Genomic DNA, 12,096 nt, shown 5'->3' with positions numbered 1-12,096 from the left:
CGGAAAACCCTTCAAACTCGCCATCAACGCTGCAATGAGAAAGTTCATCACCATCCTCAATGCTATCGTCAAACAATCCACAGTTGCTTGACCCGAGGCACGTCACTTGACGAGCGCGTCGCGAGTGCAGGGCCCTCGGGGCAAGCCCGAGGGTGACGGTCGGTGGTAGAGATCATGATCCGTGAACACGGATGCAGCGGCGGCTAGAAGCTCGTCCTGAGCCAGTTCCCCACGCGAGCGAAATACCCATCCGTACCGGTGAGCTTCCGCGAACCCCGCGGCTCGGCATATTCCTGGGCGCAGACTTGCGGGTAGATCAGCATGCCCGCAACGCTGGCGAAAGCGGCGCCCTTGGCCATTTCGGGCAGGCCCGCTATGCCCATGGGGCGGCCGTTGCGGACGTTGCGCGCCAGGGTGCGGCGGGCAACCTCGGGCAGGCCGGTCATTTCGCTGGCGCCGCCGGTGAGCACGAAACGGCGGCCGCAGACATCCATCATGCCGGTGGCCTGCATGCGGTCGCGGATGGCAGTGAGGATTTCCTCAATGCGCGGGCGCATGATCCGGGTCAGCACCGAGCGGGCCACCTGCCCCGGCGCTTCGTCATGCGATGCTCCCACGGGCTGGATCGGGATCAGGTCGCGCTCATCGGCCTGGCCGGGCAATACCGAGCCGAACAATGTCTTGAGCCGTTCGGCATCGGCCACGCTGACCGAAAGCTGGCGCGCGATATCGAGGGTGAGGTGATGGCCACCAATGGCGATGGCATCGGCATAGACCAGATGGCCATCGTTGAAGACCGAAACCGTGGTGGTGGCACCGCCGAAGTCGATGCAGGCGACGCCGAGCTGAGCCTCGTCATCGACCAGGGTGGCAAGGCCAGAGGCATAGGGCGTGGCGATCAGCGCCTCGATCTGCAGATGGCAGCGATGCAGCACCAGTTCGAGATTGCGCATGGCCAGCGTTTCCGAACTGACCACGGCGACATCGACGCCGAGCTTGTCGCCGACCATGCCCTTGGGATCGCGGATGCCCTTCTGGCCGTCGATCGCGTAACCGATGGGTAACGCGTGGATGATGGAGCGCTCCGGCCGCACCGAGCGCTCGTTGACGGCGCGCAGCACGCGATGGATATCGGCCTTCTCGACTTCCTGGCCGTCGAGCGAGACGGCGGCGGAAAAGGTTTCCGACCCCAACCGTCCGGCGGTGACGTTGACGATGACGGTTTCGAGCGTCAGCCCGGCGGCGCGCTCGGCCATGCCGACGACGGAGCGGATAGCCTGCTCCGCCTTTTCGATATCGGTGACGACGCCGCTCTTGACCCCCGAAGATGGGCCGTAGCCGAAGCCGATCACCTCCGCCTGATGCGAGCGGCCCTTGAGGGCCCTGCCCTCGGCGCGTGGGGTAAGGCGCGCGATGACGCAGCAAATCTTGGTGGAGCCGATATCGAGCACGGCGACCAAAGTGGTCTTGCCGGGCTGTACGGGGCGAAGCCGGGAGGTCATGGCGTCGGTCATCATTGCGGGGTGGTCGTCGGTTGGGGAAAGGCGATGGATGGCAGGGTGCGTGGCGGCATCGGATAGGGCTGCCCGGAGCGGGCGCGCTCAATGATGGCGGCCTTCCTGGCTTTTTCGTCCCTGGCCAGTTCTTCTTCGGTCTTGGTGGGGCGCACGGCGACCAGTGTATCGACGCGCAGGTCGATGATGGTCACGTCGCGATCCAGCAACTGGTATTCCGCCTGGTAGAAATCGAGATTGCGCAGCGCGCGGGCAACGCCCAGCTCGGGCAATTGCACGCGCAGGCCCGTATCGTAGATGAGATCCCAGCGGCGGTCGGCGATGCGCGAGAGGGCGACGAGGTTGTCCTTGAGTGCCGGATGCTGGTCGAGCGCCCGGATCATCACCATGGCGTCGTCATTGGCGCCATCGCCCACCACCAGCGGCAGGTCGCGATAGGCGCCACGGTCCTCGCCGATCTGCTCGCCCGCACCATCGACCACGAAGGTAATGCCATCGACCCGCCAGCGCGCCACCGGTAGCTTCTCGGTTACGGTTACGATGACGTCGCCGGGATAGGTCTTGCGCACGGTGACGCCGGCAACGGCCGGCAATTCGGCGATGCGCTGGCGCGCCGCTTCCACATCGAAACTGACGGTGGATGTGTGCGGCTCGATGCCGAGCGCGTCGAAAATGGCCTGTTCGCTGGTGAGCGCCTGGCCGGAAATGGAAATCTCGCCTATGGCGAGGCCGGCGGCGGCGAAGCGCCCCTGCGCCACCTCACCCAGGTTCACGGCAGCGGTGCCGAGCGGCTCGCGCAACTCATAGACGATGGCAGTGGTCGCCAGCAGCGCGGCAATGGCGGCGCCACGCAGGATGGCCTTGCGATGCAGCACCCAGGCACGGCCGATATTGTTGGCAAGCTTGCGGCGGGGCGAACGGACAGGAACAGGCAATGCGCGGGGATCGACCACCCTTGCGCCAGCGAGAAAGGTCTCGCTCTTTACCTGTTGCAACTCGCGTCCTCCACCATCCAGGCGACCAGTTCTTCGTAGCTATGGCCCGCATGGGCCGCCTGCTCGGGCGCAAGTGACGTCGGCGTCATGCCCGGCTGGGTATTGATTTCCAGGCAGACCAGTTCGCCATCCTCGCCGGCCGCGTCGTTATAGCGGAAGTCACACCGCGTCACGCCGCGACAGCCGAGAGCCGCATGGGCGGCAAGGCTTAGCTTTTGCACCTTGTCGTAAATTTTAGGTTTCAGCTCGGCAGGAATTATGTGGCGAGAACCATTTGCGGCATATTTGGCCTCATAATTGTAGAAGCTGAGATCGGTGACGATCTCGGTCACGCCAAGCGCCACGTCGCCCATGACAGCGCAGGTGAGCTCCCGCCCCGGAATGAAGCGCTCCACCATGATGTCCTCGCCGCAATTCCAGTCTTCGCGCAGGATTTCCTGCGGCGGGTGACTGACACCGGCCTTGACGATGAACACCCCGAAGCTCGAACCCTCGGCGATCGGCTTGATGACATAGGGCGGCGCCATGACATGGCTGCGCGCCGCTTCGGGACGCGACACGATGACGTGATCGGTCACCGGAATGCCGGCCGCCTTGAGCATGATCTTGGCCTGGTGCTTGTCCATGGCCAAAGCCGAGGCCAGCACGCCGGAATGGGTATAGGGGATTTGCAGCAGTTCCAGCAGGCCCTGGACCATGCCGCTTTCTCCGAACGGGCCGTGCAGCGCATTGAAGGCCACATCGGGCTTGAGTTCGAGCAGGACATTGGCGATGTCGCGCCCGACATCGACTTCGGTCACGCGATAGCCGGCGCGACGCAGGGCGGCCGAACACTCGGCCCCGCTGCTGAGCGAAACGGGACGCTCATTGGACCACCCGCCCATGAGAACGGCGACGTGCTTGGTCATGGCGTGGTCCTTACATCTGAGCTGCGGGGGTGATCGTGCAACCGGCCATCACGCTCACGTCACATCCTTGCCGATGATCGCGCCGAGCTCGGCTGGCAGCGCTGCCGCCCATTGGGTGATGTTGCCGGCGCCCAGGCACACGACATAGTCGCCCTCTTCGGCGCGGCCGGCGATCGCCTTGGCCAGCGCTTCCGGCCCGGCAATGATACGGGCGTCGCGGTGGCCGCGGGCGCGGATGCGGTTGACCAGTTCCTCGTGGGTGACGCCGGCAATGGGCTGCTCGCCTGCCGCGTAGACCGGGGCGACGAGGACGGTATCGGCATCGTTGAAGCAGGCCGAGAATTCGTCGAACAGATCATTGAGGCGGCTATAGCGGTGCGGCTGCACCACGGCGATGACATCGCGCCGGGTGGATTCGCGCGCCGCCCTGAGCACGGCGGCGATTTCCACCGGGTGGTGGCCATAATCGTCGATCACGGTGATGCCGCCAACGACGCCGGTACGGGTGAAGCGGCGCTTGACCCCGGTAAAGCCGCGCAGCCCCTTGCGGATGGCTTCGGCCGGCACATGCAACTGGTCGGCCACGGCGATGGCGGCGGTGGCGTTGAGCGCGTTGTGCACGCCCGGCATGGGCAGTTCGAGCCCGTCGATGCGCAACTGGGTCTGGCGGATGCGGTCACGGATTTCGACGGCGAAATGGCTGACCCCATCCACGGTTTCGAGATCGACCAGCCGCACATCGGCCTGCGGGTTGCGCCCATAGGTGATGACGCGGCGATCCTTGATCTCGCCCACCAGCGCCTGCACTTCGGGATGGTCGAGGCACATCACGGCAAAGCCATAGAAGGGCACGTTCTCGACGAACTGGTGGAAGGCCTTCCTGACTCCTTCGAAGTCGCCATAGTGGTCGAGATGCTCTGGGTCGATATTGGTGACGATGGCCACGTCGGCCGGCAGCTTTATGAAGGTGCCATCGCTCTCGTCGGCCTCCACAACCATCCATTCGCCGGCGCCCAGCCGCGCATTGGTGCCATAGGCGTTGATGATACCGCCATTGATGACGGTGGGATCGAGATTGCCGGCATCGAGCAGCGTGGCGACCAGCGTGGTCGTCGTGGTCTTGCCATGCGTGCCGCCGATGGCGATGGCGGTCTTGAAGCGCATGATCTCGGCCAGCATTTCGGCCCGGCGCACGATGGGCAGCGCCTTGGCGCGCGCGGCGACCAGCTCGGGGTTGTCCTTCTTGATGGCCGAGGACACGACCACGACTTCGGCGGCGCCCAGATTGTCGCCGCTCTGGCCGATCTCGACCTTGATGCCCATGTCGCGCAGGCGCTGCACATTGGGATTGGCGGCCGCGTCCGAGCCCTGCACGGTATAGCCCTGGTTATGCAGGATTTCGGCAATGCCGCTCATGCCGATGCCGCCAATGCCGATAAAATGGACGGGCCCGATATTGCGCGGCATTTTCATGAACGATGATCCACTTCGATATTCTTGCCCGAGAGCATCTCGGCGAGGTCCGCCAGCTTCTCGACGGCGCGCGGCTGGCCCAGCGAGCGGGCAGCGTCAGCGGCTTTGGTGAGGGTTGCCGGGTCGGTTAGCAGGGTGGTGAGGCGAGTGGCAAGCGATTGCGGCGACAGCGTGGCCTGCTCGGCGATCCACCCTGCCCCGGCATTCTCCACCACCAGCGCATTGTTCTTCTGGTCGGCATCGAGCGACCCGGGCAACGGCACCAGGATCATCGGCCGCCCCAGCACGCAGGCATCGGCAATGGTCGAGGCGCCTGACCGGCAGATCAGCAGATGCGAGCGCGTCACCCGCTCAGGCAGGTCCTCGAAAAAGGTCGCCAGCTCGACATTGACCTTGAGCTGCCGATAGGTGTCGGCCACGCGGTCCAGGTCCTCGGAGCGACACTGCTGGGCAATCTGCAAGCGGGAACGGATGGCGTCGGGCAGGAGCCCGATAGCTTCCGGCACGATATCGGAAAAGGCCCTCGCTCCCTGGCTGCCCGCCACGACGAACAGGCGTAGCGGCCCGCTATCGGCCAGCGCCGGATAGGGCGTACCGGCAAGCGCCCGCACCTTGTCGCGCACCGGGTTGCCGGTGACCTGCTTTTCCAGGTTCAGCGCCTCGGCGAAGCGCGTCTTGTCGTAGCTCATGGCCAGGATGTCGGCGAAGCGCCCCAACGCCCGGTTGGCCCGGCCCATGACCGCGTTCTGCTCGTGCAAAATGCCGGGAATGCCGAGCAGGCTTGCTGCCACGAAGGGGGGAAAGGTTGGATAGCCGCCAAAGCCGATCACGGCATCGGGCTTGATGCTGTTCAGCTTGCCGAGAGCCACGGCAATGCCGCGCAGTATGCGAAAGCCCCCGGTGACGAATTTGACGGGATTACGCAGCGAGGGCGTGGCCGAGGGGATGATATGGGTTTCCCGCGCCGGGAAATTGCCGCCATAGGTCTCGGCACGATGATCGGTCATCAATTCGATCGCGTGGCCGCGCCGGATCAGTTCCTGCGCCAGCGCCATGGCCGGGAAGAGATGTCCACCCGTGCCGCCCGCCATGAGAACGAAAGTCTTCATTCGGCCGGCGCCAGCGGCGCCACGGCGCTCTTGTAGCTGGGCAGGCCGGTGGCCATGCGTTCCTCGGGCTTGGTGCGGGTGAAGGCCAGCATCAGCCCCATGCCGAAGGCGATGGCGATCATCGAGGTGCCGCCATAGCTGACGAATGGCAGGGTCATGCCCTTGGGCGGGATAAGATTGAGATTCACGGCCAGATTGATACCGGACTGCATGGCGAACTGGATGGCCAGGGTTGACGCGGCAAGACGCGCGAACAGGCTCGTCTGCCTTTGTGCCCCCATCATGGCGCGAATGACGATGAAGGCGATCAAGGCCACCAGCGCGAGGCAGAACAGGATGCCGAATTCGCCGGCCGCTGCCGAGAACACATAGTCGGCATGGGCATCGGGAATGAGTTTCTTGGCGATGGATTCACCGGGGCCTCGGCCGAACCAGCCGCCCTCCAGCAGCGACTGCAGGGCGCGGTCGATCTGGTAGGTATTGCCGCCCCCCTCGGGGTTGAGGAACGTATCGATACGGCTCGACACATGCGGGAAGAACACATAGGCGCCGAACAGCAGCGCCCCGGCCGCGCCCGCCATGCCGAAGATGATGAACCAGGAAATGCCGCTGAGAAACAGCAGCACCGCCCAGGTGGCGGTGACCAGCGCCGTCTGCCCGATATCGGGCTGCAGCACGAGACCGCCGACGATGGACAGCATGATGACCGAGGCCAGAATCTTGCCCGGCACATTCTTGTGGATCATCGATTCCGAGAACAGCCAGGCCCCCAGCACGGCAAAGGCCGGCTTGACGAATTCGGACGGCTGCAGCGACTGCCCGGCAAAGGAAATCCAGCGCCGGGCGCCCTTGACCTCGGTACCGAAGCGCAAAGTGGCCCAAAGCAACAGGACGCTGATTACCAGAGTCACCAGCGCCCAGATGCGCGCCTGGCGATGGCTGAAAAACGACGTGCCGATCATCACGCCCAGCGCCGGAACGCAGAACATGGCGTGGCGGATGATGAAATGCCACGGCGAAAGGCCCAGGCGCTCGGCCACCGGCGGACTGGCCGCGAAGCTCAGCACCATGCCGCAGGTCATCAGCAGGATCAGCGCCCCCAGCAGCTCCCGGTCTATCGACCACCACCATTCGGCGAGAGGCGTCTTTTCGGCACGGGAGAACATCATGGGAAGAGCCGGGCTACTCGATACAAACTGAATCCAATTGTAGCAGGCGGTTGGTTACCGATCCTTGAATCGGCGGTGCATTTTGCGAGAGCAGAGCGCGGACCTTGCTCAAAAGGGACCAGCCAATTATCTTATGCCAGTAGGAGTTGGACATGGACGACAAGTGGGAAATCCGGCCGCATTCCGACCTTGAGCAACTAGTGGAACGCGCGACGCAAGGTGAGGCGGTGGAACTCACGCGCGACGGCAAGACCGTGGCGCGGATCGTGCCGGCTGTCAGCGCGAAGTTTGACCCGCCGAGCTGGGAGGAACTGACTGAGTTTCGTCGCCGGGTAAATCTCCCAAACGATATGTCCATCCGCGACATGATCGATGACGGCCGGAAAAGGTGATTGTCGTCGACGCGTCGCTGGCCGTGGGCTGGATACTCCTTGAACAGGAATCTCAAGGAACGAATGACTTATACAAGCGTACCATCACCGAGGGTGCCATCGGTCCGCTCATATTCGAGATCGAAGTTGCAAACGCGCCCAGAACAAATCTGCGTCGGGGTAGGATCGACGGTGCGGAGAGAAACGAGGCGTTAAGCTTCCTCGCGCGGATGAATGTGACGATACCCAGCGATCAGCCATCGCTGACGGAAATCATTTCCCTGTCGGACCGCCACGATATCACCACCTATGACGCAAGCTACGTAGCGCTGGCACAGAAACATGGCGCCTTGCTCGCCACGCTCGACCAGGCCATGGCCCGAGCCGCCCGCGCCGAGGGCTTCCCCGTCCTGCCCTAGCGCAGCTTCAGGCTGCTCAGCCCGATCAGCGCCAGCACGAAGCTGATGATCCAGAAGCGGATCACCACCTGGCTTTCGGTCCAGCCGAGATGCTCGAAATGGTGGTGGATCGGCGCCATGCGGAACACGCGTTTGCCGGTGAGGCGGAACGAGGCGACCTGCACGATGACCGAGACGGTTTCGAGCACGAACAGGCCCCCGATGATCGCCAGCACGATTTCGTGCTTGGTGATGACTGCGATGGAGCCGAGCGCGCCGCCCAAGGCCAGCGAGCCGGTATCGCCCATGAAGATCTGTGCCGGGGGCGCGTTGAACCACAGGAAGCCCAGCCCGGCGCCGATCAGCGCGCCGCAGACCACCGACAGCTCGGCCGTGCCCGGCACATAGTTGAGGAACAGGTAGTCCGAGAAGGTCACGCTGCCGACGAGGTAGGCGATGAGCGCGAAGCAGGCGGCCGCCACCATGACCGGCACGATGGCCAGGCCGTCGAGCCCATCGGTCAGGTTGACCGAATTGCCCGCCGCGACCACGACGAAGCCGCCGAACAGGATGTAGAAATAGCCCAGGTTGAGGGCCAGGTCCTTGACGAAGGGGAAGAGCAGCGAGGTGCCATAGGCGCCCTGCGCCAGTTGCGAGGTAGCAAAGGCGGCGATGCAGCCGATCAGCGCTTCGAGCAGCAGGCGCTGCCTGCTGCCGAAGCCGGCATGGCTCATGCGCTTGACCTTGAGATAGTCGTCGTAAAAGCCGATGGCGCCGAAGCCGATGGTGACGAACAGCACCACCCAGACATAGCCATTGCCCAGATTGGCCCACAGGAGCGTGGAAAACACCGCCCCCGACAGGATCATCAGCCCGCCCATGGTGGGCGTGCCCTTCTTGGTCAGCAGATGGGTCTGCGGGCCGTCCTCGCGGATCGGCTGACCACGCCCCTGCTTGAGGCGCAGCAGCGCGATCATCCCCGGCCCGAACAGGAACACGAAGAACAGCGCGGTAATTACGGCTCCGGCGGTGCGGAAGGTGACGTAGCGGAAGACGTTGAAGGCCGTGAGCGCATCACCCAACTGGCCGAGAAAGTACAACATGAAACGGAGGGTCCTCGTTGGCTGGGGTCAGTTGTCTTCAAACTGCTTGCGTATTCTGTCGACGATATCAGCAAGCCCCACGCCATTGGAGCCTTTGACCATAACAGCGTCACCATAGGCAAGATCGTTGAGCACGATGTCCCCCATCTCTGCGGCCGTCCGTGCATGGGCGGCAACGCCGGCCGCGCCCAGTGCCTCAGCCAGGGCGGCCATGGCCGGCCCGACCAGATAGACCCGCTCCGCGCCCGAAGCGATGACGGCCGGCATCAGGCTGGCATGCAGGCTCCCCGATTGCGGACCCAGTTCGAGCATGTCGCCCAGGATGAGCATCTTGCGACCACCCGGCGCCGTCTGCGCGGCAAACACATCGAGGGCCGCGGTCATCGAGGCCGTATTGGCATTGTAGCTTTCGTCGATCAACAGCAGCGGCCGGTCGGATGGGCCGAGCAGGCGCCGCTCGCCCCGGCCCGGCTGCGCCCCGAACCCGGCCAGCGCCCGCAGGGCCACGTCGGGCTCGACGCCCGCCCGATGGGCCACGGCCAGCGCCGCCGTGGCATTGGCGACCATGTGGCGGCCCGGTACGCTGAGCACCAATGCGTGGCGCACGCCCTGATGCTCGATGGTGGCAAAGCTGCGGTCGGCGGCGGTTTCGACATCGACGATGCGCCAGTCGGCGCCGCGTGCCTCGCCATAGGTGACGATGTTGGTAATGCCAGCGGCATTGGCTTCGTCGAGCAGCACGCCGAGCTGGGCATGGTCGGCATTGAGGAGCGCGGTGCCGCCCGGCTCCAGCCCGGCAAAGATTTCCGCCTTGGCGCGGGCAATGCCGTCGAGCGAGCCAAAGGCCTCCAGATGCGCGGGCGCGATGGTCGTGATGACGGCGACATGCGGCCGGACCAGTTGCGCCAGTGGCCTGATTTCGTCCGGCGCGCTCATGCCCATCTCGAACACGCCGAACTGCGCCTGCTGGGGGAGGCGCGCCAGCATCAGCGGCACGCCCCAGTGATTGTTGAAGCTCCTGATCGAGGCATGGGTGGCGCCGGCCGCCTCGAATACGACGCGGATGGCCTCCTTGGTCGTGGTCTTGCCGACGCTGCCGGTGACGCCGACCACGAAAGCCCGGCTGCGGGTGCGGGCGGCACGGGCAAGGTCGCGGAGGCCCGCAAGAGCATCGGAAACCACTATACGGCCCTCACCCTCGCCCCGGCCGACCAGGGCGGCGCTGGCGCCGTTTGCCAGCGCCGTGTCGACGAAATCATGCCCGTCGAAGCGGTCGCCCTTGATGGCGACAAACAAGGCATCGGGACCCAGCTCGCGGGAGTCGATGGAGATGGAATTGATGGGCGTGGCGGGATCGAGGCCGCTCGCGCCGCCGGTGGCAGCGAGGATGTCGGAGAGGGTGTAGAGGGGATGGGTCATGCGAGAGCTCTGCAGCTTGACTGGCGGACCCGCTCCCCGGCCCTCCCCTCAAGGGGGAGGAGGGGCTGAACACTCAATCCGGCGGTAGGATCCTCCCCTCCCCCTTGAGGGGAGGGGTCGGGGGTGGGGGTCGTCGTTCGCGCCCAGATGCCGCCCAACACAAACAACCCCATGATCGCCTACCCCTTGATCGCCTCCGCCACCACTTCGTGGTCGGAGAAATGCGTCTTCGTCGTGCCGACGATCTGGTAGTCCTCGTGCCCCTTGCCGGCGACGAGCAGGACATCGCCGGATTTGAGCCCCTTGACCGCCTCGGTGATCGCCGCTTTGCGGTCGCCGATTTCGCGGGCGCCCTTGGCCGCCGCGAGGATTTCCGCACGGATGGTGGCGGCATTCTCGGTACGCGGATTGTCGTCGGTCACGATCACATTGTCGGCAAGCTCGCTGGCGATTGTGCCCATTTGGGGGCGCTTGCCCTTGTCGCGGTCGCCGCCGCAGCCGAAAACCACGGTCAGCTTGTTGGTTGCATAGGGCCGCAGGGCTTCCAGCGCCGTCTTGAGCGCATCGGGCGTGTGCGAATAGTCGATGAACACCGCCGCGCCATTGTGCTCGGCGACCAGTTCCAGCCGCCCCTTGGCGCCCACCAATTCGCTGAGCGCGGGAAAGGCCTGGGCCTTGTCGACGCCGCTCGACATGGCCAGAGCCGCCGCCACGATGGCGTTGGAAACCTGGAACTCGCCGGTCAGCGGCAGGTGGAAGCTGAGCTTTTCGCCGACATGCCGAACCTCGACGCGCTGACCATAGCCCTCGGGCTTGATGCCGAGCACCTCGATATAGGCGCCCTCGCGACCCACGGTCAGCAGCGTGGCGCTGGCGCCGAGCGCTGCGAACATGAAGGGCTCGTATTCGGGATCGTCGACATTGACGATCGCCGCCCCGCCATCGACCAGTAGGTCGGTGAACAGGCGCAGCTTGGCGTTGCGATAGGCGTCCATGTCGGCGTGATAGTCGAGATGGTCGCGACTGAGATTGGTGAAGGCGACGGCCTCGAAATGGATGCCGTCGAGCCGGCGCTGGTCGAGCCCGTGGCTGGAGGCTTCGAGCGCCACATGGTTGATGCCCTGGGCCTTGAGCGCGCGCATCGACTGATGCAGCGTGCGCGAATCCGGGGTGGTGAGGCTGCCATCGATATGGCGCGTCGCCGTATCCACCCCCAGCGTGCCGACGCTGGCGCCGGCAATGCCGGCATATTGCCAGATCTGGCGCACGAAGGCGGCGACAGAGGTCTTGCCGTTGGTGCCGGTGACCGCCACCGTGATTTCCGGCTGCGGCTCGAAGATGCGCGAGGCGGCGCGGGCATAGGAGGCCCGGACATCCTTGACGATGATGACCGGCACGCCCGGATCGCCCACCGGCGCCGTGTCGCTGATGACGGCCAGTGCGCCGCGCTTGACTGCGTCGGGCACGAACTGGTTGCCATGCACATTGGCGCCGGGCAGGGCGAAGAAGATGTCGCCAGGCTCGATCCGGCGGCTGTCGGAATTGAGGCCGAATACGGCACCCAGGCCCTTTTTGGGGCGGGCGCCGGAGCCTTCGAGCAGTTGTGTTACGCTGAGTGACACGGCGATGAATCCTTC

11 protein-coding genes are annotated in these 12,096 nt (G+C 64.9%); 2 read left to right on the top strand and 9 right to left on the bottom strand.

Annotated features, from left to right (window positions below; translation table 11 throughout):
• Positions 1–203: 203 nt before the first annotated feature.
• Genes ftsA through ASD80_RS06000 form a run of 6 tightly spaced genes read right to left on the bottom strand, consistent with a single transcriptional unit; the run spans position 204 to position 7,165 of the window.
• The gene (gene ftsA / locus ASD80_RS06025) at positions 204–1,502 is read right to left on the bottom strand and encodes a cell division protein FtsA (protein WP_244488948.1); all 1,299 of its coding nucleotides are present in this window, start codon (positions 1,500–1,502) and stop codon (positions 204–206) included.
• An 11-nt stretch (positions 1,503–1,513) separates the two neighbouring features.
• Positions 1,514–2,509, bottom strand: coding sequence for a cell division protein FtsQ/DivIB (locus ASD80_RS06020; RefSeq protein WP_082555093.1), 996 nt, complete (start codon positions 2,507–2,509; stop codon positions 1,514–1,516).
• Entirely contained in the window at positions 2,497–3,417 is a 921-nt protein-coding gene (locus ASD80_RS06015) for a D-alanine--D-alanine ligase (protein WP_056230367.1), read from the bottom strand. The genes ASD80_RS06020 and ASD80_RS06015 overlap by 13 nt, the downstream gene beginning before the upstream one ends.
• 54 nt (positions 3,418–3,471) lie before the next feature.
• Positions 3,472–4,890, bottom strand: a complete 1,419-nt coding sequence (gene murC / locus ASD80_RS06010; RefSeq protein WP_056230366.1) for a UDP-N-acetylmuramate--L-alanine ligase — start codon at positions 4,888–4,890, stop codon at positions 3,472–3,474.
• Positions 4,887–5,999 carry an undecaprenyldiphospho-muramoylpentapeptide beta-N-acetylglucosaminyltransferase gene (gene murG / locus ASD80_RS06005; RefSeq protein ID WP_056230363.1) on the bottom strand — a complete coding sequence of 371 codons (1,113 nt, stop codon included), beginning with the start codon at positions 5,997–5,999 and terminating at the stop codon, positions 4,887–4,889. The genes murC and murG overlap by 4 nt, the downstream gene beginning before the upstream one ends.
• On the bottom strand, positions 5,996–7,165 hold the full coding sequence (locus ASD80_RS06000) for an FtsW/RodA/SpoVE family cell cycle protein (RefSeq protein ID WP_056230383.1): 1,170 nt from the start codon (positions 7,163–7,165) through the stop codon (positions 5,996–5,998). The genes murG and ASD80_RS06000 overlap by 4 nt, the downstream gene beginning before the upstream one ends.
• Before the next feature lie 155 nt (positions 7,166–7,320).
• Between ASD80_RS06000 and ASD80_RS05995 the strand changes: the two genes are divergently transcribed.
• Together ASD80_RS05995 and ASD80_RS05990 are read left to right on the top strand one after the other, a co-directional pair.
• Positions 7,321–7,560 carry a type II toxin-antitoxin system Phd/YefM family antitoxin gene (locus tag ASD80_RS05995; RefSeq protein ID WP_056230361.1) on the top strand — a complete coding sequence of 80 codons (240 nt, stop codon included), beginning with the start codon at positions 7,321–7,323 and terminating at the stop codon, positions 7,558–7,560.
• Positions 7,557–7,958: a type II toxin-antitoxin system VapC family toxin gene (locus ASD80_RS05990; protein ID WP_056230358.1), complete on the top strand. Its 402-nt coding sequence runs from the start codon at positions 7,557–7,559 to the stop codon at positions 7,956–7,958. Before ASD80_RS05995 ends, ASD80_RS05990 begins: the two co-directional genes overlap by 4 nt.
• Here the strand turns inward: ASD80_RS05990 and mraY are convergent.
• The 3 genes from mraY to ASD80_RS05975 form a co-directional block, all read right to left on the bottom strand.
• Entirely contained in the window at positions 7,955–9,040 is a 1,086-nt protein-coding gene (gene mraY, locus ASD80_RS05985) for a phospho-N-acetylmuramoyl-pentapeptide-transferase (protein ID WP_056230355.1), read from the bottom strand. The two genes, ASD80_RS05990 and mraY, sit on opposite strands and share 4 nt — an antisense overlap.
• A 27-nt stretch (positions 9,041–9,067) precedes the next feature.
• Positions 9,068–10,459, bottom strand: a complete 1,392-nt coding sequence (locus tag ASD80_RS05980) for a UDP-N-acetylmuramoyl-tripeptide--D-alanyl-D-alanine ligase (protein WP_056230353.1) — start codon at positions 10,457–10,459, stop codon at positions 9,068–9,070.
• A gap of 179 nt (positions 10,460–10,638) precedes the next feature.
• Complete coding sequence (locus tag ASD80_RS05975) at positions 10,639–12,081, bottom strand: UDP-N-acetylmuramoyl-L-alanyl-D-glutamate--2,6-diaminopimelate ligase (protein WP_082555092.1); 1,443 nt, start codon at positions 12,079–12,081, stop codon at positions 10,639–10,641.
• Between the last annotated feature and the right edge of the window lie 15 nt (positions 12,082–12,096).

This window comes from Devosia sp. Root635 (assembly GCF_001427605.1).
GTDB lineage: Bacteria > Pseudomonadota > Alphaproteobacteria > Rhizobiales > Devosiaceae > Devosia.
The sequence above is the reverse complement of the archived record's forward strand: the minus strand, read 5'-3'. Positions and strand labels throughout refer to the sequence as shown.

Coding starts and splice junctions, on each gene's coding strand:
- ASD80_RS05995 (WP_056230361.1), top strand. CDS start 7,321: ATGGACGACAAGTGGGAAATCCGGCCGCATTCCGACCTTGAGCAACTA.
- murG (WP_056230363.1), bottom strand. CDS start 5,999: ATGAAGACTTTCGTTCTCATGGCGGGCGGCACGGGTGGACATCTCTTC.
- ASD80_RS06015 (WP_056230367.1), bottom strand. CDS start 3,417: ATGACCAAGCACGTCGCCGTTCTCATGGGCGGGTGGTCCAATGAGCGT.
- mraY (WP_056230355.1), bottom strand. CDS start 9,040: ATGTTGTACTTTCTCGGCCAGTTGGGTGATGCGCTCACGGCCTTCAAC.
- ASD80_RS06000 (WP_056230383.1), bottom strand. CDS start 7,165: ATGTTCTCCCGTGCCGAAAAGACGCCTCTCGCCGAATGGTGGTGGTCG.
- ASD80_RS05980 (WP_056230353.1), bottom strand. CDS start 10,459: ATGACCCATCCCCTCTACACCCTCTCCGACATCCTCGCTGCCACCGGC.
- ftsA (WP_244488948.1), bottom strand. CDS start 1,502: ATGACCTCCCGGCTTCGCCCCGTACAGCCCGGCAAGACCACTTTGGTC.
- murC (WP_056230366.1), bottom strand. CDS start 4,890: ATGAAAATGCCGCGCAATATCGGGCCCGTCCATTTTATCGGCATTGGC.